The sequence below is a fragment of the Prauserella salsuginis genome (assembly GCF_024648885.1).
GTDB classification, from domain to species: Bacteria; Actinomycetota; Actinomycetes; order Mycobacteriales; family Pseudonocardiaceae; genus Prauserella; species Prauserella salsuginis.
The window spans coordinates 265,840-291,130 of record NZ_JANBBF010000012.1; the positions used below are offsets into that span (position 1 = coordinate 265,840).

The 25,291-nt window shown below is 67.1% G+C and carries 23 protein-coding genes; 9 read left to right on the forward strand and 14 right to left on the reverse strand.

The features are described from left to right. Positions 1-15 precede the first annotated feature (15 nt). The 4 genes from LY40_RS19085 (at position 16) to LY40_RS19100 (ending at position 3,299) form a co-directional block, all read left to right on the forward strand. Positions 16-492, forward strand: coding sequence for a hypothetical protein (locus tag LY40_RS19085; RefSeq protein ID WP_258937695.1), 477 nt, complete (start codon positions 16-18; stop codon positions 490-492). After that, the gene (locus LY40_RS19090; RefSeq protein ID WP_258937696.1) at positions 489-1,745 is read left to right on the forward strand and encodes a Zn-dependent hydrolase; all 1,257 of its coding nucleotides are present in this window, start codon (positions 489-491) and stop codon (positions 1,743-1,745) included. The genes LY40_RS19085 and LY40_RS19090 overlap by 4 nt, the downstream gene beginning before the upstream one ends. Further along, entirely contained in the window at positions 1,742-2,560 is an 819-nt protein-coding gene (locus tag LY40_RS19095; protein WP_258937697.1) for an iron-sulfur cluster-binding protein, read from the forward strand. Before LY40_RS19090 ends, LY40_RS19095 begins: the two co-directional genes overlap by 4 nt. Positions 2,561-2,660: 100 nt before the next feature. Beyond that, on the forward strand, positions 2,661-3,299 hold the full coding sequence (locus LY40_RS19100) for a trimeric intracellular cation channel family protein (protein ID WP_258937698.1): 639 nt from the start codon (positions 2,661-2,663) through the stop codon (positions 3,297-3,299). A 231-nt stretch (positions 3,300-3,530) separates the two neighbouring features. Here the strand turns inward: LY40_RS19100 and LY40_RS19105 are convergent, their stop codons facing one another. Genes LY40_RS19105 through LY40_RS19135 form a run of 7 tightly spaced genes read right to left on the reverse strand, consistent with a single transcriptional unit; the run spans position 3,531 to position 10,569 of the window. Then, positions 3,531-4,229 carry an HAD-IA family hydrolase gene (locus LY40_RS19105; RefSeq protein ID WP_258937699.1) on the reverse strand — a complete coding sequence of 233 codons (699 nt, stop codon included), beginning with the start codon at positions 4,227-4,229 and terminating at the stop codon, positions 3,531-3,533. 47 nt (positions 4,230-4,276) lie between these two features. Continuing rightward, positions 4,277-5,488 carry an FAD-dependent oxidoreductase gene (locus tag LY40_RS19110; RefSeq protein WP_258937700.1) on the reverse strand — a complete coding sequence of 404 codons (1,212 nt, stop codon included), beginning with the start codon at positions 5,486-5,488 and terminating at the stop codon, positions 4,277-4,279. Between the two features lie 5 nt (positions 5,489-5,493). Next, a complete protein-coding gene (locus tag LY40_RS19115) occupies positions 5,494-7,533 on the reverse strand; it encodes an oxidoreductase (RefSeq protein ID WP_258937701.1) in 2,040 nt (679 codons plus the stop codon). A gap of 50 nt (positions 7,534-7,583) precedes the next feature. Then, complete coding sequence (locus tag LY40_RS19120) at positions 7,584-8,231, reverse strand: amino acid ABC transporter permease (RefSeq protein ID WP_258937702.1); 648 nt, start codon at positions 8,229-8,231, stop codon at positions 7,584-7,586. Then, positions 8,228-8,887, reverse strand: a complete 660-nt coding sequence (locus LY40_RS19125) for an amino acid ABC transporter permease (RefSeq protein WP_258937703.1) — start codon at positions 8,885-8,887, stop codon at positions 8,228-8,230. The genes LY40_RS19120 and LY40_RS19125 overlap by 4 nt, the downstream gene beginning before the upstream one ends. After that, a complete protein-coding gene (locus LY40_RS19130) occupies positions 8,884-9,651 on the reverse strand; it encodes an amino acid ABC transporter ATP-binding protein (protein ID WP_258937704.1) in 768 nt (255 codons plus the stop codon). Before LY40_RS19130 ends, LY40_RS19125 begins: the two co-directional genes overlap by 4 nt. 39 nt (positions 9,652-9,690) lie before the next feature. After that, positions 9,691-10,569: a substrate-binding periplasmic protein gene (locus LY40_RS19135; protein ID WP_258937705.1), complete on the reverse strand. Its 879-nt coding sequence runs from the start codon at positions 10,567-10,569 to the stop codon at positions 9,691-9,693. 160 nt (positions 10,570-10,729) lie between these two features. On the opposite strand from LY40_RS19135, the gene LY40_RS19140 reads away from it, so the two are divergent. Beyond that, on the forward strand, positions 10,730-11,713 hold the full coding sequence (locus tag LY40_RS19140) for an Lrp/AsnC family transcriptional regulator (protein ID WP_258937706.1): 984 nt from the start codon (positions 10,730-10,732) through the stop codon (positions 11,711-11,713). Positions 11,714-11,814: 101 nt separating this feature from the next. Here LY40_RS19140 and LY40_RS19145 read toward each other — a convergent pair whose 3' ends face one another. Next, a complete protein-coding gene (locus LY40_RS19145) occupies positions 11,815-12,831 on the reverse strand; it encodes a LacI family DNA-binding transcriptional regulator (protein WP_258937707.1) in 1,017 nt (338 codons plus the stop codon). A gap of 209 nt (positions 12,832-13,040) precedes the next feature. Here LY40_RS19145 and LY40_RS19150 point away from each other — a divergent pair, with 209 nt between their 5' ends. From LY40_RS19150 to LY40_RS19165, 4 genes are all read left to right on the forward strand, one after another. Next, entirely contained in the window at positions 13,041-14,399 is a 1,359-nt protein-coding gene (locus tag LY40_RS19150; protein WP_258937708.1) for an MFS transporter, read from the forward strand. Between the two features lie 41 nt (positions 14,400-14,440). Continuing rightward, positions 14,441-16,495 (forward strand): hydantoinase/oxoprolinase family protein, encoded by a 2,055-nt coding sequence (locus LY40_RS19155; RefSeq protein WP_258937709.1) that lies wholly within the window; start codon positions 14,441-14,443, stop codon positions 16,493-16,495. After that, on the forward strand, positions 16,492-18,075 hold the full coding sequence (locus tag LY40_RS19160; protein ID WP_258937710.1) for a hydantoinase B/oxoprolinase family protein: 1,584 nt from the start codon (positions 16,492-16,494) through the stop codon (positions 18,073-18,075). The genes LY40_RS19155 and LY40_RS19160 overlap by 4 nt, the downstream gene beginning before the upstream one ends. Positions 18,076-18,208: 133 nt before the next feature. Next, entirely contained in the window at positions 18,209-18,829 is a 621-nt protein-coding gene (locus LY40_RS19165; RefSeq protein WP_258937711.1) for an IMPACT family protein, read from the forward strand. 64 nt (positions 18,830-18,893) lie between these two features. On the opposite strand, the gene LY40_RS19170 is transcribed toward LY40_RS19165, so the two are convergent. From LY40_RS19170 to LY40_RS19195, 6 genes are all read right to left on the reverse strand, one after another. Then, entirely contained in the window at positions 18,894-19,601 is a 708-nt protein-coding gene (locus LY40_RS19170) for an ABC transporter ATP-binding protein (RefSeq protein WP_258937712.1), read from the reverse strand. Further along, positions 19,601-20,383 (reverse strand): ABC transporter ATP-binding protein, encoded by a 783-nt coding sequence (locus LY40_RS19175; protein ID WP_183784504.1) that lies wholly within the window; start codon positions 20,381-20,383, stop codon positions 19,601-19,603. The genes LY40_RS19170 and LY40_RS19175 overlap by 1 nt, the downstream gene beginning before the upstream one ends. Continuing rightward, positions 20,380-21,420 (reverse strand): branched-chain amino acid ABC transporter permease, encoded by a 1,041-nt coding sequence (locus LY40_RS19180; RefSeq protein ID WP_183784506.1) that lies wholly within the window; start codon positions 21,418-21,420, stop codon positions 20,380-20,382. Before LY40_RS19180 ends, LY40_RS19175 begins: the two co-directional genes overlap by 4 nt. Then, entirely contained in the window at positions 21,417-22,283 is an 867-nt protein-coding gene (locus LY40_RS19185) for a branched-chain amino acid ABC transporter permease (protein WP_183784508.1), read from the reverse strand. Before LY40_RS19185 ends, LY40_RS19180 begins: the two co-directional genes overlap by 4 nt. 49 nt (positions 22,284-22,332) lie before the next feature. Continuing rightward, entirely contained in the window at positions 22,333-23,535 is a 1,203-nt protein-coding gene (locus LY40_RS19190; protein ID WP_258937713.1) for an ABC transporter substrate-binding protein, read from the reverse strand. 147 nt (positions 23,536-23,682) lie between these two features. Continuing rightward, a complete protein-coding gene (locus LY40_RS19195) occupies positions 23,683-25,167 on the reverse strand; it encodes a long-chain-fatty-acid--CoA ligase (RefSeq protein WP_183784512.1) in 1,485 nt (494 codons plus the stop codon). Positions 25,168-25,291 lie beyond the last annotated feature (124 nt).

Below are 25,291 nucleotides of genomic sequence, written 5' to 3' on the forward strand. Positions count from 1 at the left end.
GGGAAAGCGAGAACTATGTCGAACCCGACCGGCCCGGCTACCGCGCTGCGCGCGCTGGGAGTCGCGGCGGACACGTACGGACCGACGATCAATGCATCACGGTCACCACGCGATGTGGAAGCGCTCGGCCGAGTGCTCGCCGAGTCGTTGTCCGACTCGCGACCGCAGAAGCTGGTGGTGTGGAGTACCTGTGATGACGCCGTGCTCGCGCACGTCGTCGCGGTACGACTCGGTATTTCCGTGACGCGCGCATCGGAGGTCGAGGGCATCCTGACCTTCGACGAGCCGTTCTCGCCGGGAACCCGCGTGGCTCTGGTGGCCACACAGTGGGCCGGACGGCGGCTGGCGACGCTACGCCGGTTCGTGACCGGACAGGGCGGCGAGGTGGTCGCACTGGGAGCGGTTATCGCATCGGAATCCCTCGACGCCGCAGGCGACGTGCCAGCGACGGCGCTGGTCCCGGCTCGGGAAGCGAAGGAGGTCGTGACGTGACGTCGCTGACCGCGGACCACGTTCGGCTGGGTGAGCTCATCGACACGTTCGCAGGAGTGTCTGAAAGAGACACATCACCCGGCGTCACACGGCTCGCCTATACGCCGGTCGAACGCGCGGCCCACGACCTGTTCGCCGAGTGGATGTCGTCGCTCGGCTTGACAGTGTGGATCGACGCTGCGGGAAACACGCTCGCCGAGCGCGCCGGTACCGATTCCGGACTGCCGGCGATCGGTACCGGGTCGCATCTGGACAGTGTGCCGCACGGGGGAGCATTCGACGGGGTCGTCGGTGTGTGTGCCGCCATGGAAGCAGCACGCTTACTGGTCGAGCACGACGTGCCGCACCGACATCCGATGCGCTTCGTCGTGTTCGCCGGCGAGGAAGGGGCACGTTTCGGTCAGGCATGTACCGGTAGCCGGATCGTGGCCGGGCTGACCGGGACCGTCGACCTCCCGGAGAAGCGCGATGCAGCGGGTGTGAGTCTCGCGGACGCCATGGTCGAAGTCGGCTTCGATCCGGCCGCGGTGGAACAGGCCCGGTGGTCCGGTGAGGACTGGGCCGGGTTCGTCGAGCTCCACATCGAACAAGGAAGTGTCCTCGAAACGGAGAACGTGCGCCTTGGCGTCGTCGATACGATCTCCGGCAGCACCCGACTTCGGCTGCAGCTCACCGGCCGAGCGACGCACAGTGGTGGGACCCCGATGCACCTGCGTGCCGATGCGATGGCAGCGGCGGCCGAGGTCGTCCTGCTCATCGAGTCATTGGCTGCGGGTGAGGGGAACATCGGGACTCGCACAACGGTCGGCAAGATCGACGTGACTCCGGGATCGATCACTACCATCGCCGGTCGTGCGTCGTTGTGGGTCGACGTCCGCGGCACGGATGCGGATCACCAGCGAAACACGGCGCAGGAGATCGTCACCCAGGCGGCGGCGGTCTGTGCCCGTCGCGGCGTCGGGTTCGAACACGAGCAGCTTGCGGACACGCCGCCGGTCCGGTTGCCGGACGCCGTTCGTGACGAGCTCGCGGAGTCGTGCCGCGCTGTCGGAGTCGAGCCGCGTGTGCTGACCAGCGGTGCCAGTCACGACGCGCAACAGATCAACAACGTGATACCGACCGGGATGATGTTCGTCCCGAGCAAGGCCGGGATCAGCCATGACCCGGCCGAGTGGACCAGTGTCGAGGACATCGCGCTCGGCACGACCGCACTGACGACCAGCCTCATCCGGTTGGATGCGGGTCTGTCATGACCGCTGCCGGAGTACTGGACGTCCTTGCCGGAGACCGTTCCCGGCCCCGGTGTGAACAGGTCTCGGTGGTGGTGAACAGAGAGCTGTCCGACCGCTATCGCCTACTGCGATTCCGTTCCGCGGCGATCTCCGAACGGGCCCGCGCCGGCCAGTTCGTCATGCTCGGCCCGCTCGGACGATCGGCACCGGTGCTGCCACGGCCGATGGCGATCTACACCCGTGACGCCGATGCCGGAGTGGTCGACATCGTCTATGGCGTTGTCGGGTACGGGACGCGGGCCCTGGCGGAGATGACCGAAGGCGATTTGCTGGCGGTCACCGGGCCCTTGGGGCGTGGGTTCGTGATCGAGGAGGGAGTCGAGCGGGTACTGCTCGTCGGCCGCGGTGTGGGCATCTGCGCGATGACGACGGTGGCCCAGGATTTGGCTCCGACATCGGTGCAGGTGACCGCGGTGCTCAGTGGCCGGAACCGGGAGTCGGTCCTTGGTCAGGACGTGCTCCGCGACTGCGGGGCGGACGTTCTGAACGTGACCGATGCCAACGGCAGCAGCGCCGTCGACGCGGTACGTGAACGGCTGGTGCGAAGGTTCGACGACGATCCTCCGCAGCAGATCCTGACGAGTGGCTCAGAACGTTTGACACGGTTGGCGGCCGACCTCGGGGCCCGATGGAACGCGAGGACACTGGTGTCGGTCGAGGCGCACATGGCGTGTGGGCTCGGCTATTGTCACGGATGTGCGGTAGGGAACGGCGACGGAGCCACCGAGGCTCCCCTCGTGTGCCGAGATGGTCCGGTGTTCGGGCTGCGGGTCTGAGCGGGCGTGGCCGCGGCCGGTGCGGCGGCCCATGGCTTACCGTGCACGGTGAGCCGGCTGTACCGCTGGTCCGTGATCGCCCGGACGAAGGACCCCACGCATGTCGACCGCACCACCGTTGTTGTTGGCGCTGGACTTCACAGGAACGTTCGCGTTCGCGCTCAACGGCGCGTTGACGGCGGTGCGGGCGGCGCGGCTCGACATCGTCGGAGTCGTCACCCTGGGCATGATCACGGCGTTGGGCGGCGGGATCATGCGTGACGTGCTGATCGGTGCCGTGCCGCCCACCGCGTTCCAGCAGTGGCCGTACCTCGCGCTGGCAGGTGGCGGCGGGCTGGTGGCTTTCGCACTGAGTCAGTGGCTCGACCGGCTGGAAACCCCCATCAACGTGCTGGACGCCGTCGGGTTGAGCACGTTCGCGGTGATCGGAGCGAGTACGGCGCTCGAAGCGGGACTCGACGTCACGCCGGCGATCCTGCTGGGTGGCGTCACCGCGGTGGGCGGTGGAACCATTCGCGACACGCTGGTCCGGAGAGTGCCGTCAGTGCTGCAGAGTGATCTGTACGCCATTCCGGCATTGATCGGGGCCGCGGTAACGGTGGTGACGATCCGTGCGGACATCTATGGGGTGTGGGCGGCGTTGGCCGCGGTCGGGGTGTGCTTCGTCATCCGCATGCTGGGTGTCCACTTCGGCCTGCAGGCTCCCGTTCCACCGGCTCACCGGGACGGGAACGCCTGACCGCGGCGGCGGGCAGCTGCTCAGTCGCCGACCGAGCACCGAATCGGGGTCCGGTGCCGCAGCGGACCGACGAAGCCGTTCGCGGCGCGCCGGGACGACAGTGCGCGGGGTGGCGCCGATGTCGCCGGCGATGCATGCTCACATCGCACCAACGGGTGGGCATCCACTGACCACCCGTTGGTGCGGAACGGGGTTGCGTATCGACCGGTCCGGCCGACTCGCTGCGGCTACCTAGGCCGCGCCGGCGAGAACGTGCCGGTTGAACAGGTCCGGGAGCGTGAGCAGATCCGGGATCTCGAAATACGGCTGGTAGGAGGAACTCCCGGGAAAGCCGTAGCGGTTGATCCAGACCCTGCGGATGCCGTACTGCTTGGTCGGCATGATGTCGTAGTCCCATCCCTGCGCAACGTGTGTGACGAGGGACGGGTCGCGGTCGATCACCGAGAACAGGTGGTCGAAGGCCCCACGCCGGGGCTTGTACCAGCCGGCGTCCTCGGCGGTCACGACGTAGTCGAAGTCGACACCGATGGTGCGGACATGGTGCCGGATGAAGTCGTTGTCGGAGTTGCTGATGATCGCCAACTGGACCCCGGACGCCTTCAGCGTTTCCAGGGCATCCGGAACTTCGGGGAAGACCGGGAAACGCCGGGCCTCGTCGAGCAGTTGTTCGGCGAACTCCGGACGATACCGCGCACCGTGCATCACCATGCAGCATTCCAGTGTGTCGGCGACGATGTCCTGGTACCGCGTGTACGGACCCTGCGCGACCGCGTGGAATCGCATCACCCGAAGATTGTCGAGAAACGTCCAGTGGTCGATCCCGACCTCGTCCAACGTGTCGCGGACAATGGGCAGGGTGGCCCGATTGAGGTCGAAGTCGATCAGCGTGCGATAGCAGTCGAATGTGGCGATAGGGCTGGTCTTCGACATGGGTGCTGCTCCTTACGGCTGCCTGTGATGATTCCGGGGACGTGGGGTCACGTGTCCGATGGTCGGCTGGACACGATGTGGTTGTGGGTCGCCTCGCCCGTGGCGGGATCGACGATGTCGAACACGGGAGCCGCATCACGCAGGAACCCGAGGTCGATGTCGCTCTCCCCGCGGGTGGCGAGCTGTGCCCCGATCTCGCCGAGTGCGGGGCTCGCCTTGAATCCGTGTCCGGAGAACCCGGTGAGCAGGACGATCTGGGGAAGGGTCCGGTCGAATCCGATGTAGTCGTGCATCGACGTCGTGTAACTCTCGAGGTAGGTGCTCATCCTGATCGGTCGCCGCTGAAGCCCCGGTAGTACGTCGTCGACGATCCATGCGAAGCGGTCCGCCTCTTGGGGCGAAGGGATACGGGGGACCGTGTCCGGGTCCGCGACGGGATGGTGCTCGTTGAAGCCTAGACCGAGCTTGACGGTGCTGTCGTTTCCGGCCGGGATGCCGTAGCAATAGCTCGGAGCGGTACGCATGAACGGCACCATGCCGCGCAGGTGGCCGTCGTCCTTCGCATGGAACCACGCGGACGTCAGACGGCGAACGACGACCGTGTCGCGCAGGTCGGGCCGAAGTTTCGTGGTCCACCCGCCGCACGCGACCACCACGCGGTCGAAGCTTCGGGAGCCCTCTGCGGTGTCGACCCTGACCCCGCCTCGGTCCTCGTCGACATGCGTGACCCTGGTGAACTCGTGGACCACGGCTCCGTTGTCGACGGCGAGGTCGACCGTCGAGGACACGGTCAGTTCCGGGCGGATGACAGCGCCCTGCGGGTCCCAGAGCCCGACATCGGTGTCGGCGACAGACAGCTGTGGGTGACTCGAACGCACCTCCTGCGGGCTCAGGATGCGGGACGGCTTGCTCGAACGCTGGGCCGACCGCACGGCACGCTGCAACTGCGGGCTCTCGCCGTCACCGATGAGCAGGACGCCGGTCGGACACCGCAGACGTCGGGCCGTGGCCGATTCGAGTTCGCGCCACACGGTGTCCGCGCGTTCGATCACCGGTTCGTAGGCGGGATCGTCCATTTCGAAGTTGCGGTACAACCGGGACTCGCCGCCGGACCCCGCCTCGGGATGTCCCGGGTAGGAGGACTCGAAGCCGTGCACGTCCACGTCGGGCAGGCGACTGAGCTGCCAGAGTACCTGCGAGCCGACCGCGCCGAGACCGATGACCGCGACGCGCAGGGGAGAAGCGCCGAGCAGATGCATGCCGTTCACATCCCCAGCGCCAGTCGGTGCGCGTCGAGGATCGCGGCGTGCATGTTCCGGCTCGTCACCGCATCTCCGACCCGGTAGAGCTCGAATGCTCGGTTACCCTCGTGCCCGTGCGGCTGGGGCTGCGCACGGATGAACGCCTCGTAGTCGACACGTCCCTGGTTCGACGACCGTTCTCGCAACGCGAGGTACAACTCGTCGTTCGGGTTGGTGCCGCCCGCGTAGAACACCTTGTCGCACGTGATGCGTTCGGCCGCGGCACCGGCTTCCGTCTCGAGCGTGACCGTGAGCCTGCCGTCATCCCGCGGATCGACCGCCTGGAGTCCCCGGGTAGGAGCGAACGCGACGTCGTGTCGGTCGAACGCGGCCTGGAAGTCCGAGAAGTTCAGCGCTCCCACCTCTACCGCCACCGAGCGTTCGGGCGTGACATAGGTGACCGTGTTACCGGCCTTGGCCAGCACTTCCACGGCGTCGAGCGACGGATAACGACCGTCGTCGTCGAACACGAGTGCCGCGCCGTAGTGCCGGCGAGGCTGTTCGAACACGGCCCAGAGATCGTCGACTTGGGCGGCGCATCCGAGGCCGGCGTCCGACGCGGTGCGGGCCAGCCCGCCCGTGGCGACGACGACCACGTCGGGCGCCAGCTCCAGTACATCGTGCTCTTCCGCGAACACGCCGAATCGGAACTCGACACCGTGCTGCCGGGCCTGCTCGACGCGCCAGTCGATGGCGCCGATGAGATCGCGGCGCCTGTCGTTGGTGACCAGCAGGTTCACCTGGCCGCCGGGGTCGGTGGCGGCCTCCAGGACGACGACCTCGTGGCCACGCTTGGCCGCCACGTGTGCGGCTTCGAGTCCGGCCGGGCCCGCACCGACGACGACAACCCTCCGCCGGTGACCGGCCTGGGCGTCGATCTCGTGCTCGAGGTGGCTCTCCCTGCCGACGGCCGGGTTGTGTACGCACACCACGCCCCCGGTCGCACCACCTTCGAGGCAGTACCGGGCGCCGATACACGGCCGGATGTCGCTCTCCCTGCCGGCCTGGATCTTCGTGACGAGGTAAGGGTCGGCGATGTTCGCGCGCGTCATCCCGACCAGGTCCACGCAACCGTTTGCGACGGCGTGACGGGCGGTGGCGACGTCGTCGATCTTGGCTGCGTGCAGCACGGTGACGTCGGGGTGTGCACGTTTCACCTCGGCCGCCGTGTCGAGGAACGGCGCGGATTTACGCCCGGCTCCCGGTATCACCTCCGATAGGCGCGTGGCCGACTCGATGGTGCCGACGATGACGTTGACGAAGCGGACCCCCAATTCGACGTAGCGGTCGAGCAGGGAATGCGCGGTGTCGAGGTCGAGGCCGTCGGGCCTGCGCTCGTCGACGGCCATACGAACACCGATCACCAGGTCATCGCCCACGGCGTCGTTGACGGCACGGATCACACGTTGCGGTAGCTGTGCCGCGCGAGCGCGGTCGTCCGGCGGGAGCTTCGACAGGTGCCATGGCGAGGCGAACGCATCCAGGAGGTGGCCGTAGTGTTCGAGCTCGATTCCGTCCACTCCGGCCGCTTTGGCTCGTTCCGCAGCGGCGGCGAAGTCCGCCACGATGCGGTCCTCGTCCCAGGGTTCCGCCGCCTTGGGGTAGACGCGATGTGCGGGTTCACGCATGGCGGCCGAGGACACCGTGGGCAGCCAGTCGCCCGTGTGGTCGGCCGTGCGCCGGCCCATGTGTGTGAGCTGGATGAAAACACCGCTGCCGTGGGCGCGGCACGAGTCGACGATCCGTGCCAAGGGTGCGACGACTTCGTCCTTGTACATCGTGATGTTGCCGAAGGCCGGGGGAGAGTCCCGCGCGACGACGGCCGATCCGCCGAGGGTCACGAGGCCGACGCCACCGCGGGCCTTGTGTTCCTGGTAGGCCCGGTACCGCTCCGTAGGAATTCCTTCGCTCGTGTATCGGGACGAGTGTGCGGTACTGACGATGCGATTCTTCAGGTTCAGGCCGGCGAGGCGATAGGGGGTCAGCAACGGATCGTCGATCATGAATCTGCCTTCGTGAGAGTGGGCGGATCGGATTCGGTGGAACGGACGAGTCAGGCGCGCATCTTGGCTTCGAACCTGGCGACGATACGTGCGGAAGCGATGCAGAGCACGGCGTAGATGATTCCGGCGAGGACGAGCACCGACAGATAGTCGAAGGTCATCGAACCGATGGAGAATGCTTGACTGGTCATTTCGCCGACGCCGATGGCAAACGCCAGCGAGGTGGACTGGAACACCATGATCAGGAACGACATGAGCGGGCCCGGTACGGCGCGCAACGCCTGCGGGAGTACGACACGTGAGAACGCGTGCCACGGCGTCAGCCCGAGACTACTGGCCGCTTCGCGCTGCCCGGCGCCCACGTGCAGGATTCCGGCCCGGAAGACTTCGCTGGAGTAGGCGCCGAGGTTCAGCGAGTGCGCCACCACGATGGTGGCGAACGCGCTGATGACGAGGCCGATGTCCGGAAATCCGAAGTATGCGAAGAATATCACCACCAGGAGTGGGATACCGCGGAACACCTCGATGAAGGCGATGGACAGGACGCGAACGATCCGAACGGGCGCGATGCTCAGCAGGGCGAGGGCGAGGCCGAGGGGAAAACCTATTCCCGCGACGCACAGCGTGAGGAGAAGGGAGGTACCCAGGCCCTGAAGAAGATGCGGCAGCCATTCCGCCCAGTTTTCGAGAAAGGTCATACGACGACCACCTTCTCGCGGATTTTGTGGTCCACGAACCGGGAAAAGTAGGAGAGCGGCACGCTCACGATCAGATAGAACCCGCCCGCGATGAGGAACGCGGTGACCGCCGGTGCGCCGCGTGCTACTTCTTGCTGGGCGAAGAATATGATGTCGGTGACGCCGATGATCGCGGCGATCGCCGTGTCCTTGAGCAGTGCGACGGCGTACGAGGCGGACGGCGGCATGGCGATGTTCACGGCCTGTGGGGCGATGACACGCCAGAACTGGTGTGCAGAACTCAGGCCCAGTGCCGCCGCGGCCTCCTTCTGTCCGGTGTGCACGTTCTCGATACCGGCGCGGAAGTTCTCCGCGAGGTAGGCGCTCGAGATGAGTGTCAGACCGATGAGTGCCGCGGGAAGCGGGTCCAGCGACACGATGTTGCCCAGGCCGTAGAAGATGATGAGGAGCCAGACCAGAGTGGGGATTCCGCGGACGACGTCGATGAACGCCGTCGCAGGCGCGCGCACGAGCCATGTCCGCGAGGTGCGCATCAGCGCGACGGGCACGGCGATCACCGCGCCGACGCAGAACGACACCACGGTCATGACGATGGTCACGACCAAGCCCGTGCCGATGACCTGGAACAGAGTGCTGATGTCGGCCTCGGTGTTCATCGGTCCAGCACCGCTTGGAGGAATCTGCTGGTCCGCTCGTGTTCGGGATGCCGGAAGACCCGAGCAGGGGACCCTTCTTCGAGGATGTGTCCTTCGTCGAGCAGAAGCACCCGGTCGGCGACTCTTTCGGCGAACCGCATCTCGTGAGTCACCACGATCATCGTCGTGCCTGCCTCGGCGAGATCGCGCATGACCTTGAGTACGTCGTTACCGACCTCCGGGTCCAGCGCGGAGGTCGGTTCGTCGAAGAGCATGAGTTCCGGATCCTGGGACAGTGCGCGTGCGATGGCGATGCGCTGTTGCTGCCCGCCCGAGCATTCGGACGGCCGGGCTTTGGCCTTCTGCTGCACACCCACTTGGGTCAGCAGCTGCAGTGCGTAATCTTCAGCGTCGGCTCTGGACCGTAGTCCGTTGAGCCGCTGCGCCATCGTGATGTTCTCGATGACCGACAGATGTGGGAACAGGTTGAACGTCTGGAAGACCATTCCCACACGCCTGCGCAGGCTCAACAGTTCGGACTTCGCCGGCTTCAACGGATCGGCGAACACCGGCTCACCGTCGAGACTGAGACTGCCACCGGTTGGCTGTTCGAGATAGTTGAGGCAACGGAGGAAGGTGCTCTTGCCCGCGCCGCTCGGCCCGATCAGCGCGATGACCTCACCGGCGTGGACATCCATGGAGATGCCGTCGAGAACCCGGTTGCCACGGAAGGTCTTCTCGATCGAGTCCGCTTGGAGCAGGATTCGTGCGTTGTCGAAAGTCATGGCTGCCAATCGCGTCGGCGGATAACGGGTCGGCCGGTATCAGTCACCGCCGGGGTATGCGGTGTCGGGGTCGAGCCCTGCTTCCTCGAGCGCGTCACCGAGTTCGCCGGACTCGTAGTAGTCCTTGATCGACGCGTTGGCGGCTTTCTTGAGTGCGGTGTTGCCTTTGGCGATCAGCGCGACCGACGTCGGCGGCTCCTGCGTGTACGGGATCTGGGGAGTCGGTTTCATCTCCGTCATCGCCAGCGCCGAGTATTGATCCTGCTGGAGACGCCACGTATTGGCCGCCAGACTGACGATGCCTGCCTCGATCCGGCCCGCGTTCACGTCGTCCAGCACCGCGGTGTCGGTCTGGTACTGGCGAACGTTGTCGGCGCCGTAGACATCGTTGAGCTGTTCGACCCAGAGGTATCCCTGGGGAGTCCCGAGTGGTTTGCCCTCGAGTTCCTCGACGCTGGACCAGTTCTTGTCGCGCGTGACGATGCCCATGCCGCTGGTGTAGATGCCGTCGCTGACCTCGAAAAGTTTGCGGCGCTGGTCGTTGACGGTCCAGTTGCCTGCCGATAGGTCGGCGCGTCCCGATTGGAGGCCTTCGATCACCGCGGAGAACGAGGTGGACGTCGCGTCGAGTTCGAGGCACAGGTCCGAGGCGATGTCCTTGATCAGTTCGCCTTCGATGCCGGTCAGCTCGTTGCCGCTCATGGAAACGAACGGTGGATGCTCGGCGACGAGCACCGTGAGTTCACCCTCGTTGAGGGTCTGGACGTTCTCGGTGGGCTTGCAGTTCTCGGGCACGGTCGAACTCGAGCCCGGCAACCCGCAGGCGCTCGCGGTGATGAGGGAACCTATACCGATGAGGACGACGGGGGTGCGTCGCAGCTTCCCGGTGGCCTTCGTGCACTGGGGGAGACGAAACATCTCGACCTCGCTTGTGTGATCGGTGCAAACGGCGGGGAGTGTGGCGTGGCTGACAGTTTGGAGGATCAGAGCATACAAAGGCAATAGCGCGGACGATTCAATCGTGTAAGTTCTATTTTGCGGAGGTTGCGATCATCTCGCACGTAGTACAGGAGGACAGGTGGGACCGCTGATCGACGAGATGGACGCGGCGTTGATCCGTGTGCTGCACTCCGACGGCCGCGCGCCGTGGCCGAAGGTCGCCAATGAGATCGGGTGTTCGCCGAGCACGGCGCGGCGGCGCTTCGAGGCGATGCACAGCGCGGGCATGCTGAGACTGATCGGACGTACCGACGTGGCTCGGCTGGGGCTGGGCGTGCCGGCGATGGTGCAGTTCACCGGTGCAGGTGCGGGCGACCCGGAGTTCCTCGAAGCCATGAGAACCCGGGGGGATGTGCGGTTTCTGGGCGCCGTCGTGGGGTCAGTGGGCAGTGTTGCGGAGTTCGTCGTGCCCGACACGGCCGCACTGCAGGAACGCATCGGACGGCTGTCGGCCGAGTTCGACGTCGCAGCCGAGGTGTTCGTCGTCATGCACACCTACACCTCGGGTCAGGACTGGCTGCCCGAAGCGGTCGAGCGGAGGGTCGACACACGTTCCCGTGAGTTGCCGCTCGCGCATCCGACGCCGGCCGAACGGGTCGTTCTCGAGCTGCTCATCCGCAACGGGAGGACGTCCCTGCCGGAACTGGCCGCGGCGATCGGCAAGTCGGAGAACACCGCGCGGCGCACGATGGACTCCCTCCGTGAGCGGGAGTTGCTCGACTTCCGAGTGCTCATCGAGCCCGAGGTGCTGGGATTCAACGCCGAATTCTGGGTGTGGCTCGAGGTCGAGCCGTCTCAGTTGGCTCAGGTCGGCGAGGAACTCGCGCGGAATCAGGGAACGAAGTATTTGGCGGCGACGGCCGGCCGGAACAATCTCGTAGGGCAGATCGTCCTGCCCGAACACCCGGACATGTACGGCTACGTCACCGGGGTTCTGGGGCAGATCGAGGGTGTCCGCCGGGTCGAGATCATGATCCAGACCCGGACCTACAAGCGGGTGTGGAACATGGTCGTCGACGGGCGGTACTCGGCCCAGGCGAGTCGGATGGAATTCCTCGAGTGAAATCCGGGCGGTGCAGGACCGGACCTCGGCCGTCGCGGTGGCCCATGCTCACGACGTAGACGCCGTGGTGGGCGCGGCCCGTCCGCGGCGGTGACGGCGCGTCAGTGCGGCGAGCGCAGAGTGGAGGCTCGTAGGTGCAACACCGGTGAGATCACCACCGGTTTCTCCGGGGCCTCCGCGCCGGCGATGCGGGCCAGCATCAGTTCGACCGCCTCTTTGGCGAGGTTCTCGTGGTTGAGGTCCATGGCGGTGATCGCCGGGTCGGCGGTGCGGGAGTGCTCGCTGTCGGTGAAGGACGCGATCATGAGTTCGTCGGGAACTCGGACGCCTTGTGCCGCCGCGACCCTGGCGATGAGTGCGGCGAAATCGCTCGTGGCCACGACGATCGCGTCGGGGCGGTCGGGTGCCGCGAGCAGCGGCCCGATCAGCTGCGCGGCTTCCTCGTGGGTCAGGCCTTCGCTGAGCTCGTCGATCCGCGCCGGAACGCCGTTTGTCCGGCACCACGCCCGATAGCTTTCCCTGGTGCGGACGTTCCACGCGTTGCTCTCCGTGCCGGTGAGCAGCATGATGTCCGAGGCATGCTGGCGTTTCAGGTGATCGAGCAGCCGGTCCACGACGGGTGGGTAGTCGAGCCGTACGGCCCACGGTAGTTCCGGTCGCTCCGGATCCTCCTCCACGGTCACGACGGGAATGTGACGGCGCAGTACCTCGGTGAGGACGCGGTCCCCGGAGTACGGGTGCGCCACGATGCAGCCGTCCATCGGCACCTTGGCGGCGCGTGGGTCGTCGATGTCCGGCACGTGGATGAGACCTGTCTTGCGGCGCAGCGCCTCCGTGGCGACCGACCCGACCAGCCGGTTGAACGTCTCCGCGCGGTCGGAGGTTCCGACCAGTGCGAACCGCGGCCGTAGGATCAACCCGACGATGCCGGAACGACCGGTGCGCAGTGACCGGGCACTCGGGTTGGGCTCGTAGCCGAGCTCGTTGGCCGCGCGGGTGATGCGTTCCCTGGTCTCCGCGGAGATCGGCCTGCTTCCGGAGAACGCGTGGGAGACGGTGCTGATCGACACGTCGGCACGCTCGGCCACGTCGCGGATGGTGACCCGTCGCCCCGACACCCGCCCTCCTTGCCGCCGGTCTGCCATGTCTTCGGCGAAGTATCCCCCACCGGCCCGGAGGGCACGTACAGGGCGGGCCCGCGTGGCGCCGACCTGTGCGCACGGTCGGCGGTTCGACGGCGGATGTGGTCTTGACAACGGCGGGACAGGAGGCGTTCGATACGTCGATCAAAACGTTTTGACTCACAACGTTGTGTCTGGAGCGTGCGATGAACACTCACGACAGCCCTGCCGCATCCGGGGACGGTGTCGGCACCGCAGGCACTCCTGCCACCGGCCCGTCCGTCGGCGACGTCTGCGACACGATGGTCGTGAGCCGCAGGCACGTCGTCGCCGCTGCGGTCCTGTTCATCACGTTCGTCATCGAGGCGTGGGAACAGGTCGGGCTGGTCTACGTCTCCGGTGGGATCGCGGCCGATTTCGGGATCAACAACACCGAACTGGGGTGGGCGCTGTCCGCGGTCGCCTTCGGCATGGTGCCGGGTGCCTTGCTGTGGGGTGTGTTCATCGACAAGCTCGGCAGGCGTCGCGTCACGGTCTACAGCCTGCTGCTCTACGCGGCGCTGGCGCTGCTGGCCGGCATCTCGCCCGAGTTCTGGATGTTCCTGATACTTCGGCTGTTGTCCGGTGTCGCCTTCGGCGGCGTGTACGCGACCACGTTCCCGTACTTCATGGAACTGCTGCCGACGGCGTGGCGGGGCCGCGGTGCGGTGGCGCTGTCCATCGGGTTCCCCGTCGGAACGTTGCTGTGCATCCTCGTCAGCCAGGCGCTCGGGCCGATCAGCTGGCGCGTGGTCGCGATCGTGGCCGCACTGGCCGGGCTGTGGGCCTTCGCGGTGATCCGGTGGGTACCGGAGTCGCCGTACTGGCTGGCCAAACAGGACCGGCACCGCGAGGCCGCCCGGGTGCTACGCGGATTCGGCGCGGCAGTCCCGGAAGACACGCTCTTCCGGGTTGACGAGCAGGGCGCCGGCGGTGTGGTCCGCGGCCTGTTCGCGCCGGCGATCCGGCGGCGGTTCGCCCTGCTGGTGCTCGTGGCGTTCACGTTCAGCTGGGGCTACTGGGGACTGCAGACCTGGCTGCCGGTGCTGCTCGAGGACCGCGGTATGAGCGTGTCCGGCGCCCTGTGGTTCGTCGCGGTGAGCCAACTCGTCTCGGTGCCGGGCTACCTGCTTGCGGCATGGCTGACCGGTCGGTACGGCCGCAAGAAGGTCTTCGTGGGCTTCGTGTGCGGCGCCGTGGTCGGCGGCGTGCTGTTCGGGTTGGCCACCGGTCCGGGCCAGATGTACACCGGAAACCTGATTCTCGCGTTCTTCTCGCTCGGCGCATGGGGAATCTGGAACACCTGGTCCGGCGAGATCCTGCCGACGAGTCTGCGGGGCCGCGGCTACTCGTTCACCACCTCGGCCATCCTGCTGGCGCACTCCGTCTCCGTCCCGGTCATCGGCGCGATGATGGACAACGGTGTCACCGCCGGCGTGACCATCGCATCGATCATGGCGTTCCTGATCGTCGCGCTGTTGGCCGTGTTCCCGCTTCCGGAAACCGAAGGGCGAGCGCTCGACTGAGCGCACTTCAGCTCGGCCGAGCGCACTTCAAGGAGATTGTGATGACATACCGGGTAGCCATGGACATCGGCGGCACCTTCACCGACGTGGTCAGTTGCGACGAAACGTCGGGGCACATGCAGGCGGGCAAGGTGCTGACCACGCCCGACGATCTGGCGCGAGGAGTGTTCGACGCGCTCGAGCGGCTCCGGTTGCCGTTGAGCCAGGTCGGATTCTTCGTGCACGGCACGACACAGGGGCTGAACGCACTGCTGGAGCGGCGCGGCGCCGATGTGCTGATCATGACCAGCGAAGGCATCGGGGATGTGTACCGGATCGCCCGCGGGAACCGCAGCCGACTGTTCGATCTGCACTATCGCAAGCAGACTCCGTTGGTGCCACGCGACGACATCGTCGAGGTCGGCGGCCGGTTCGATGCGAGCGGCGCCGAGCTGGAACCCCTGGACGAGGACGCTGTCCGGCTCGTGGCGAAACGGGTCAGGGAAGAGGGCTTCGATGCCGTCGCGGTGTGCCTGTTGTTCTCCTTCCTGGACGGTTCCCACGAGGAGCGTGCAGGCCGCATCCTCCGCGAGGAGCTCGGCGACGAGGCGCTCGTGGTGCTCTCGCACGAGGTGGCACCGGAATGGCGGGAGTACGAGCGCACGTCGACGACCGTGTTGGAGGCGTACACGGGCCCGTCCGTGCATCGCTATCTCGACGAGATCGAGGACCGGTTCTCCGAGAAGGGGATGGACGTGCCGGTGCACGTGATGCAGTCCTCCGGCGGTCTGGTCAACGCCGACTTCGCACGGCGGCATCCGCTGCAGACGCTGTTGTCCGGACCGGTCGGCGGCACGATGGGCGGAGTCGCGGTGAGCAGGCTGCTCGACCGGCCGAACGTCATCTGCATCGACATGGGAGGCACGTCGTTCGACGTGTCGCTGGTGCTCGATCACCGGCCCGACGTCTCCCCGGACGGCGAGGTCGAAGGATTTCCGCTCCTCATGCCACTGGTCAACCTGCACACCGTCGGCGCGGGCGGGGGATCGCTCGCCTACGCCGAAGGCGGGGCGCTGCGGGTGGGCCCGGAGTCGGCGGGCGCGGTACCCGGACCCGCGTGCTACGGGCGCGGTGGCACCCGGCCGACCGTGACGGATGCGAACTGCGTGCTCGGCAGGGTGGATCCGGAATCGTTCGCCGGTGGCATGAGGTTGGACGTCGCGGCCGCCAGGGACGCGGTCGCGACCCTGGCGGACCACCTCGGCATGGACGCCGTGGAACTGGCATCGGGTATCTGCGACGTGGGCAACGCCAAGATGGCGCAGGCGATCCGCACGCTGACCGTCGAACACGGCCGCGAACCGGGGCAGTTCGCCCTGCTCGCCTTCGGCGGAGCGGGACCCATGCACGCCGCGTTCATCGCACAGGAGATCGGGGTGACCGAGGTGGTCGTGCCGCGGTTCCCCGGCGCCTTCTCGGCATGGGGGATGCTCGAGGCCGACGTGCGGCGGGACTTCTCGATGCAGTTCTTCGCCACGGGCGCCGACCTGGACACGGCGGCTCTCGACACAGCGTTGCGCACGCTGCACGACCAGGCCTCGAACGCGCTCGCCGAACAGGGTATCGAAGCGGAGCGCAGGCAGGTCGGGCACGGCATCGACATGCGCTACGAGAGCCAGGACTACACCCTCACCGTCCCGCTCAGCGAGGCCGATGACGTCACGGCGCCCGGTTTTCTCGCCGACATCGAGCAGCGGTTCGCCGAGGAACACGAGAAGCGCTACGGGCATGCCACTCCCGGCGCTCCCGTCCAGTTCGTCGCTCTGCGCACCACCGGCCACGGTCTCGTCGAACGGGTCGACGCGCAGTACGGCGCCGCGGCGGCCGAGACATCCGAGCCCGTCGTCCGCGACGTCGTTTTCGACGGAGCCCCGTGGCCGACGACGATCGTGCCCCGCGCCGCACTGCCGATCGGTGCCGAGCTGTCCGGCCCGGCGATCGTGCACGAGGAAACCTCGACGACGGTCGTACCTCCGGGAGCACGGTTGCGGGTCGACGACAACGAGTTCCTGATCATGACGCTGGCCGCCCGGCCGGAACTGGAGGCGCACGCATGACGCTCAGCCCGGTGACCACGGAGATCATCCGCTCGGCCCTCATCCAGGCTGCCGAGGACATGAACATGACGCTGATCCGCTCGGCGTACACCCCGACGATCTACGAGGGCAAGGACTGCGCGGTCGCACTGCTCGACCGGCAGCATCGGGTCCTCGGCCAGTCCTCCGGGCTGCCGATCTTTCTGGGCAATCTGGAGGAGTGCACGCGCCACACCGAGGAGCGATTCGGACCGGACATCTGGGAGCCGGGGGACGTGTGGGTCCTCAACGACTCCTACGTCGGCGGCACTCACCTCAACGACTGCACCGTGTACGCGCCGATCTTCGTGTCGGGCGAACTCGTCGGTTTCGCGGCGTCCCGAGCGCACTGGATCGACATGGGCTCGAAGGACCCCGGTGGCTCGATGGATTCGACCACGATCTACCAGGAGGGTCTGCGGATGGGCCCCACGAGGATCGTCGTCGCGGGCGAGGAGAACCCGGACGTCCTCCGCATGATCGAGACGAACGTGCGCTTCCCGTACGTGACCCTCGGGGACATGCGTGCGCAGGTCGCCTGTGCGCGCATGGGGGTTCGCCGGCTCGGGGAGTTGTTCGCACGCTACGGAGCCGAGACGGTCGACGCGGCACGCGGAGAGATCTTCGCGCAGACCGAGCGGCTCGAACGGGAACGTATCGCCGCGATCCCGGACGGTGAGTACGAAGCCACGGGCTGGCTGGACAACGACGGTATCGACCTCGACACCCCGTTGCACGTCACGGTCCGGGTCACCGTCGCGGGCGAGCACATGACGGTCGATCTGACCGACTGTGCGGACCAGGCCACCGGGCCGGTGAACTGCGGGCGGTCGCAGGCGGTCTCGGCCGCGCGCGTCGGCTACAAACTGCTGATCTCACCGTCGGTCAGCCTCAACGGCGGTTCGTTCGTCCCACTGGACGTGCAGGTACGGGACGGCTCGATGCTCGGCGCGCGCGAGCCCGCCGCCTGCCAGTACTACTACTCCAGCCTCGGCATGCTCATCGACCTCGTGGTCAGGGCACTCGCGCCGGCGATGCCGGAACAGGTCGCCGCGGCCAGCTACGGGGACTCGATGATCGTGCAGTTCGCAGGGGAGCTGAACCCGCGCACCGGCCAGCCGTTCGTGACCTTGGAGGCCACCGTCGGCGGTTGGGGTGCCTGGCACGGCAGTGACGGGGAGACGGCCCTGATCAACAACGTGAACGGATCGCTGCGCGACCTGCCGATCGAAGTGGTCGAAACGCTGTATCCGGTGCGGGTGATCCGCTACGGCATCCGCCACGGCTCCGGTGGCGCCGGCCGCTGGCGCGGTGGCGACGGGGTGGTGCGCGAGTACGTGATGGAAGCCGATCAGGATCTGTCGCTGTGGTGGGAACGTTCCGTCACGCCGGCGTGGGGCGCGTTCGGTGGCGAAGCCGGAGCGCCGCCGCGGGTCGTGCTGAACCCCGGCAGGCCGGACGAGCGGCAGCTGCTCAAGGTGAACAGTCTGCGGGTGCGGCGCGGTGACACGTTGCGCTGCGAATCCGGAGGCGGCGGTGGCTACGGAGTGCCGTCGAACTGATCGACGGCGGGCTCGCCGGTGTCGGACCAGCCACAGTGGACACGTGACCGGTCGGTGTCGGTCGATCCGGCTCCGGTGCCGCGGAATCCTCACCGCTGATGTGTCCCGGCGCGGGTCGCCTAGACTCACCGGTGTGGGTGTGATTGCGCGCGACGGTGAACACGAGGTCGAGATCCAGCGGTCCCGGTTCCGGTGTGTCGTTGCGCGGATCGACGACGTCGACGAGGCAACGGCGCTGATCGCCCGTGTCCGCAAGGAAGGGCCGGACGCGAACCACCACTGCACGGCCATGCGGATCGGCGACCCGGAGACCGGCAGGCTGATCGCGCGAAGCAATGACGACGGTGAACCCGGTGGCACCGCGGGCGCGCCGATGCTGGAGGTGCTGACCCGCCGCGACGTGACCGACGTCGTGGCCGTCGTGTCCCGCTGGTTCGGCGGCACGAAACTCGGTGCGGGCGGACTGATCCGCGCCTATTCGGGTGTGCTGGCCGAGACGTTGGACCTGGTCGGCCGGCTGAGGCGGGTGCGGCATCGCGAGCTGATGCTGTCCGTGCCCCACGACCGCGCAGGGCGGGTCGAGAACGACCTGCGCAACTCGCCGTACGTGCTGCGTGACATCGACTACGGTGCCGATGTCACCTTCACGGTGGCCGTCACCGACGTGGCCCCGTTCGAGGACTGGCTCGCGGAGCACTCCGCCGGCGAGATCGAAGCCGTCGACGCCGGGCCGTGCGACCTCTACCTGCCGTGATCGGCTCCGGGTGCGAGGACGTCGTCGGCGCCCCCGCACCCGGAGCCTCATCGTTGCTGCGGTCTCACACGCCGAGGTACGCCTCGCGTACGTCGGGATGGTCGAGCAGCTCGGACGCCGTGCCCGACAGCACCACGCGCCCCTCGGCCAGAACGAACCCGTGGTGACCGATGCGCAACGCGGTCTGGGCGTTCTGCTCGGCGAGCAGCACGCCGATGCCGTCGCGATTGATCTGCGCGACTGCGTCCAGCACCTGCGCGGTGACCAGCGGCGCCAGCCCCATCGACGGTTCGTCGAGGATCAGCAGGCTCGGATCCGACATCAGTGATCTGCCGATGGCGGCCATCTGTTGCTGGCCGCCGGACAGCGTGCCCGCCGGCTGGTGGCGTTTGTCGTGCAGGATCGGGAACAGCTCGTAGACGTGTTCGAGCAGTTCCCGCACCCGCCCGCGGTTGCGCCTGCGGACGTATCCGCCGAGCATGAGGTTCTTCTCCACCGGCATCTTGGCGAACAGGTGCCGCCCCTCTGGGCAGTGCGCCAGGCCCGCCTTGACGATGCTGTCGGCGGACAAGTCGGGAAGCTGCCTGCCGTCGAAGTCGATGCTGCCGGCACTGGGCCGCACGATCCCGCTGATGGTGCGGAACATCGTCGTCTTGCCCGAACCGTTGGCACCGAGCACGACGGTGAGTTCGCCGGCTCGCGCCGTGATGTCGACCGCGTGCAGCACGTCGACGGCGTCGTATCCGGCGGACAATCCGCGCACGGTCAACATCAGCCAGCACCTTCCTGATCCTGGTGATCGGCGCCGAGATAGGCCTCGATCACCTGTGGATCGGTCCGGACCGTCTCCGGCGTACCGGAGGCGATCTCCTTGCCGTGGTCGAGCACCAGGATGTGATCGGCCAAGCTCATCACCATCGACATGCGGTGCTCGACCAGACCCACGGTGACGCCGTCGGCGACGATGTTGCGGATCAGCTGTGCGAAACCGACCGTCTCCTCCTCGGTGAGGCCGGCCGCCGGCTCGTCCAGCAGCAACAGCTCGGGTTCGGTGGCCAACGCCAACGCGATGGACACGCGCTTCTGCACCTCCTGCGGCACGCTCGAGGCGATCTCGTCGCGGTACTCGGCGATCCCGGTGAACTCCAGCGCGGCCATCGCCTTGTCGAGGTTGTGCCGCTCCTCCTTGCGGTGCCGTGGAGTGCGCAGCACCGCGTCGAAGACGGTGGAGTGCGACCGCACGATCCTGCCCGAGAGCACGTTGTCCAGCACCGTCGCGTCCTCGAAGAGGTTCGTGGTCTGGAAGGTGCGGGCGATGCCGTGCGCCACCGTGCGGTGCGGGCTCATGCCCGTGATGTCCCGGTCCTTGAACCGCACACTGCCCGACGTCGGCCGGTAGAACCCGGCCAGCAGGTTGAACAATGTGGACTTTCCCGCGCCGTTGGGTCCGATGATGGCGGTGATCCGGCCGGCGGCGACGTCGAGATCGACGTCGTCGACCGCGTGCAGCCCGGAGAAATGTTTGCCGAGGCCGCGCACTTCGAGCAGCGTCACAACGTCTCCTTCACGTCGGTGGCGGTGTCGGACGACCGGTGTTCCGGCGGGCCGCCGGAGCCGTTGCCGGCGCCGGCCGCGCGGGAACGGAGTTTTCCGACGAACGCGTTCAGATAGCCCACGATGCCGCGCGGGGCGAAGATCACCAGCACCACGATGATCGGTCCGAGTACGAGGAAGCGGTAGGCCTCGAAATCCTGGAAGAACTCGAACAGGAACAGCACGAGGAAGGTGCCGACCACCGGCCCCAGCACCGTGCCGAGCCCTCCGACGAGAATGAACATGAGCATCTCGAAGGTGAGATCGAGACTGGCGGCGCTCGGCCCGACGAAACCCTGGACCGCGGCGAACAGTCCGCCGGCCACACCGGCGAAGGTGGTCGATGCCGCGAAGGCGAGCTGCTTGTTCAGCCCGACATTGACACCGATGGAGCGCGCCAGATCCTCCGAGGTGCGGATCGCCACGAGCGTGCGGCCGATACCCGAACGTCGAACGGCATGGGTGACGTAGCCCGCGCCGAGGAGGAACAGTAGCACCAGGTAGTACATGACGACGGGTTCGGAGAAGTCGAACAGTCCGAAACCTTCGGGGAACTTCACCCCGCTGACCCCGGAATGGGCGTGCGTGACCGACTCCCAGCGGCTGATCACGAGGAAGATGATGAAGCCCATCGCCATGGTGAAGATGGCGAAGTACTCCTCGCGGGTGCGCAGCGCCACGATGCCCGCCACGAAACCGCCGAGGCCCGTGACGAGCACGGCCACCAGGAACGACGGCCAGAACGCCCAGTCGTAGTCGGTGGTCAACAGCCCCACGATGTACACCCCGATGCCGAAGAATCCACCGTGTGCCAGGGACAACTGGCCGGTCAGGCCCAGAATCAGGTTCATGCCGTAGACAGCGATGGCATAGGTCGCTCCGACGGTCAGCACGCGCAGCACGTATTCCTCGCCGCCGAGCGTCAACGGTGCCAGCAGCAGAGCCAGCGCCACGAGCAGCGTGCCGAGCCGTTGAGGTGAGAAAGTGGTGGTCGTCATCGTTGCACCGCCCTTGCGAAGAGCCCGGTGGGCCGGATAGCCAGCACGAGCACGATGACCACGAACGCGATGCCCTCACCGGCGGCCGCGGAGACGTAGGTCGAGGTCATCACCTCGGCGAGTGCCAGGGTGAAACCTCCCACGATGGCGCCGGGCAGCGAGCCGAGACCGCCCAGGATGATGATCGCGAACACCTTGAGGCTGAGCGCGTCGCCCATCGTGGGTGCCAGCAGGTTGATGGGGGCCACGAGCCCCGCGGCGACGGTGGCCAGCGCCGCCGCGAGCCCGAACGTGAGCATGGAGACCCGGCTGGGACTGATTCCCACGAGCGAGGAGCCGGTGCGGTCCTGCTCGATGGCCTCGATGGTCTGGCCGTGGATCGACCGTTTGATGAACCAGGTCAGCAGTCCCAGCACGATCACCGCCGTGACGACGATGACGATCCGTTGCCACGAGATCTGCGCGCCCAGGATCGTCACGCTCCCGCTGATCGGCGATTCCATGCGCCGGAAGTCGGCTCCCCAGATGGCCTGTGCGACCGCCTGGAAGAAGAACATTGCACCGACCGCGGCTATCATGTGATGGGTGTGCGGCGCGTTGCGGAGCGGATGGAACACGATTCGTTCCAGCAGCACGCCGATGACGGCCAGGACGACCGCGGCGAGGCCGATCGCGGCGACGTAGGGAACGCCGACCGTCACGAGGAAGAAATACGTGACGTAGGCGCCCAGCATGTACAGCGTGCCGTGGGCCAGGTTCGGGATCCGGAGTACACCGAAGATGAGGGTCAGCCCGATCGCGGCCAGGCAGTACACGCCGCCGAGTGCGAGGCCGTCGAACAGCTGTTGGATGAACAGGGTCATGTGCCGTCCTTGGAGGGTCGTCGGCAGTCCGTGGGCACGGTCGGGCCGATCACTCGTCGGGCTGTTCGATCGGCAGGTACTCGTACTCGCCCTCCGGCGTGCGGTAGGCGGCTTCCAGATCCTTGTTGCGCAGGTGCCCGGCGTCGGTGATCTCGGTGGGGAATCCCGAGACGTGGAAGTGCTCGTCGACCTCGCCGATCGCGTCCGGGATGGCCTCGCGAATCGCCGCCGAGTCGTCGATGCTTCCCGCCTGCTGCATGGCCGTGACGACGATGGCGGCGCTCTGGTAGTTGAGCGCGACCTCGCTCGTCACCGGCTGCTTCTTGGTGACCTTCTCGGCGTAGGCATCGAGCAGGTCGTCGGTACCCGGGTCGTCGTAATCCCGCACCGGTTTGACCCCGATGGCGTTGTTGAGGTTCTCCGGGTCGGTGAACTCCTCCATCTCCTCGAACTTCGCCTGGTCCATGAGGAGGAACGAACCCTCGTAGCCCTGCCGCCGTGCCTCCTCGATGATCACCGCGGTCGGCTGTGACGGTCCGCCGAGGAAGATCACGTCGGGGTTATCGGCAAGGGTCCGTGAGACGGGGCCCGCGAAGTCGGACACGGTGGCGTAGTCGATGCTGTTGTCGCTGAGCACCTGCCCGCCGCGGCTCTTCCATTCCTCGGTCACGAGTTTGGTCCACTCCTGGCCGTACTCGCTGGACGTGCCCAGCAGCCCGAGTTTGCTCTCACCGTTCTGCGTGAGTTTGTCGACGAACGGCTCGGCGTAGCTCTTGAAGCTCGGCGGGATCATCATCGTCAGTTCGTTGCCCTGCTCGACGATCTTCGGATCGGAACTGTAGGCGCCCAGCAGGAACTCGGTGCGGCTGGAGTTGAGTTCCTGCGCGGCCTGAATGCCGCCGGCGTGCGGAATGAAGACGACGGCCGCGTCGTCCTGCTCTGCGAGACGCTGAGCGTTGGTCGCGGCTGCGTCGGGGGCGTACTGGTCGTCCAGCGACTGCAGCTCCACCCGGTATTCCTCGCCGTCGACGGTGACGCCGCGTTCGTTCAGGTCGTCGATCGCGAGTTGCAGGCCGTCCTGGATGTTCTTCCCGTAGACGGCCGCGCCTCCACTCAGCGGACCGGAGTATCCGATGACGATCGTGTCGGAGCCGGATCCGGCACCACCGCCACAGGCGCTGGTGGCCAGCAGTGCACCCGCGCAGGCGGCCGCGGTGACGGTCGCGCCGGGTCGAATTCGCATCGGTGCCATGGCATTTCTCCTTTGAAATGAGGCGGGCTCGATCTGGTGGGGATGTGGGGGACCGGTCTGACCGACCGTTTCCGGTGCCGGGTGACCGGCTGGGGTGTGCAGGTGGTGGGGCGCGCACTCGGCGACGACACCGGAGTGCGCCGGACGTCAGGTCGCGTGCTCGAACCTGATGTCGCGTTTGCGGATCTTTCCGGTCGGGGTCTTGGGCAGTTCGGGCACGATTTCGACGTGCCGCGGATGGTTGTCCGTCGCGACCTTTCCCCTGACGTACGTGCGGAGCTCGTCGCCGCTGACGGACTCGCCGGGACGCAGGGTCACCAGCGCGACAATTTCCTCTCCCATCTTCGTGTCCGGGGTGCCGATGACTGCCGCCTCGAGAACGGCCGGGTGTTCGTACAGCACTTCTTCGATTTCGCGCGGGTACACGGTGCAGCCACCGCGTGTGATCAATTCGTGCTTGCGGTCGACGACGTAGAAGAACCCGTCCTCGTCCCGGCGGCCGAGGTCGCCGGTGCGCAGCCAGCCGTCCGGCACGGCCGCCGCCGTCGCCTCCGGTTGCTGCCAGTAGCCCTTCATCACGTTGTGACCGCGGACGGCGATCTCACCGATCTCACCGTCGGTCACGGTGCGGCCGTCGTCGTCGACGATCCGCAGTTCGACGTCCCGGACCGGGAACCCGATGGAGCCGACGCGCCTGTGGTCCGGGCTGTTGCACGCGGCCACCGGCGACGTCTCGGACAGGCCGTATCCTTCGAGGACCACGCAGCCGAAGGCCCGTTCGAAGGCGAGCAGGACCTCGATCGGCAGAGCGGAGCCGCCCGAGGTGCACAGCCGGAGCCGGCTCGTGTCGAACTCGGCGCGTGCCGGGTGGTTGAGCAGGCCGACGTACATCGTCGGGAACGCGGGCATGACCGTGACGCCGCTCCGCTGCAGCGTCGCGAACGCCTCCGCGACGTCGAAGCGGGGCAGTAGGGCCAGGCAGGCGCCGGCCCGGACCGCCGCGTTGAGCACGGCCGTCTGGCCGAACGAGTGGAACAGCGGCAGTGCGCCGAACACGACGTCGGTGGGAGCCAGTTCCGTGAGTTCCTGGGCGACGATCTCGACGTTCTGCACGAGGTTGCCGTGGGTGAGCTCGGCGCCCTTGGGACTGCCCGTCGTTCCGGCCGTGTAGAGAATGGCGGCCGTGTCGCCGGGATCGCGCGGTGCGACGCGGCCGACCGCGGACGGGTCGCCGGGCAGTGAGGTGAGCCCGCCCGGCGTCATGAGGACGAGGTCGACGTCGCCGGCGATCGGCCGGCACGCCGCGGCGACGGATTCCCAGGCGAAGAGCAACCGCGCACCGGAGTCACGGAGCCGGAAGGCCACCTCACTGTCGGTGAGGTGGGTGCTCAGCGGCACCACGATCGCGCCGACCCGGAGGATCCCGTAGTACAGCGGCGCGAACTCCAGGACGTTGGGAAGCATGAGCGCCACGCGTTCGCCGGCCCGCAACCCCTTCGTCGCGAGGAACCCGGCCACGCGCCTGCTCTGGTGTTCGAGCTCCCGGTAGCTGACCACCTGGTCGCCGAGGGACAGGGCCGCGGCGCGCGCATGGAATCTGGAGGATCGCTCCAGGTTCTCGGCCAGGTTCATGCCAACTCCGGTCCTCGCCGTGCGGGAATGTCGCGAGCACCAAGGTTTGTCCAGCTCGCCCAGTTCAGCCATAGTGACCGGACTCACGTACGGCCCCGATGTTTGTGTTCGGCGACAACGGAGG

What these genes read in the sequence shown, in the direction of transcription:
- LY40_RS19085 (WP_258937695.1), top strand. Translation starts at nt 16, where the DNA reads ATGTCGAACCCGACCGGCCCGGCTACCGCGCTGCGCGCGCTGGGAGTC.
- LY40_RS19095 (WP_258937697.1), top strand. Translation starts at nt 1,742, where the DNA reads ATGACCGCTGCCGGAGTACTGGACGTCCTTGCCGGAGACCGTTCCCGG.
- LY40_RS19100 (WP_258937698.1), top strand. Translation starts at nt 2,661, where the DNA reads ATGTCGACCGCACCACCGTTGTTGTTGGCGCTGGACTTCACAGGAACG.
- LY40_RS19105 (WP_258937699.1), bottom strand. Translation starts at nt 4,229, where the DNA reads ATGTCGAAGACCAGCCCTATCGCCACATTCGACTGCTATCGCACGCTG.
- LY40_RS19110 (WP_258937700.1), bottom strand. Translation starts at nt 5,488, where the DNA reads ATGCATCTGCTCGGCGCTTCTCCCCTGCGCGTCGCGGTCATCGGTCTC.
- LY40_RS19115 (WP_258937701.1), bottom strand. Translation starts at nt 7,533, where the DNA reads ATGATCGACGATCCGTTGCTGACCCCCTATCGCCTCGCCGGCCTGAAC.
- LY40_RS19120 (WP_258937702.1), bottom strand. Translation starts at nt 8,231, where the DNA reads ATGACCTTTCTCGAAAACTGGGCGGAATGGCTGCCGCATCTTCTTCAG.
- LY40_RS19125 (WP_258937703.1), bottom strand. Translation starts at nt 8,887, where the DNA reads ATGAACACCGAGGCCGACATCAGCACTCTGTTCCAGGTCATCGGCACG.
- LY40_RS19130 (WP_258937704.1), bottom strand. Translation starts at nt 9,651, where the DNA reads ATGACTTTCGACAACGCACGAATCCTGCTCCAAGCGGACTCGATCGAG.
- LY40_RS19135 (WP_258937705.1), bottom strand. Translation starts at nt 10,569, where the DNA reads ATGTTTCGTCTCCCCCAGTGCACGAAGGCCACCGGGAAGCTGCGACGC.
- LY40_RS19150 (WP_258937708.1), top strand. Translation starts at nt 13,041, where the DNA reads ATGAACACTCACGACAGCCCTGCCGCATCCGGGGACGGTGTCGGCACC.
- LY40_RS19155 (WP_258937709.1), top strand. Translation starts at nt 14,441, where the DNA reads ATGACATACCGGGTAGCCATGGACATCGGCGGCACCTTCACCGACGTG.
- LY40_RS19160 (WP_258937710.1), top strand. Translation starts at nt 16,492, where the DNA reads ATGACGCTCAGCCCGGTGACCACGGAGATCATCCGCTCGGCCCTCATC.
- LY40_RS19170 (WP_258937712.1), bottom strand. Translation starts at nt 19,601, where the DNA reads ATGTTGACCGTGCGCGGATTGTCCGCCGGATACGACGCCGTCGACGTG.
- LY40_RS19180 (WP_183784506.1), bottom strand. Translation starts at nt 21,420, where the DNA reads ATGACGACCACCACTTTCTCACCTCAACGGCTCGGCACGCTGCTCGTG.
- LY40_RS19185 (WP_183784508.1), bottom strand. Translation starts at nt 22,283, where the DNA reads ATGACCCTGTTCATCCAACAGCTGTTCGACGGCCTCGCACTCGGCGGC.
- LY40_RS19190 (WP_258937713.1), bottom strand. Translation starts at nt 23,535, where the DNA reads ATGGCACCGATGCGAATTCGACCCGGCGCGACCGTCACCGCGGCCGCC.
- LY40_RS19195 (WP_183784512.1), bottom strand. Translation starts at nt 25,167, where the DNA reads ATGAACCTGGCCGAGAACCTGGAGCGATCCTCCAGATTCCATGCGCGC.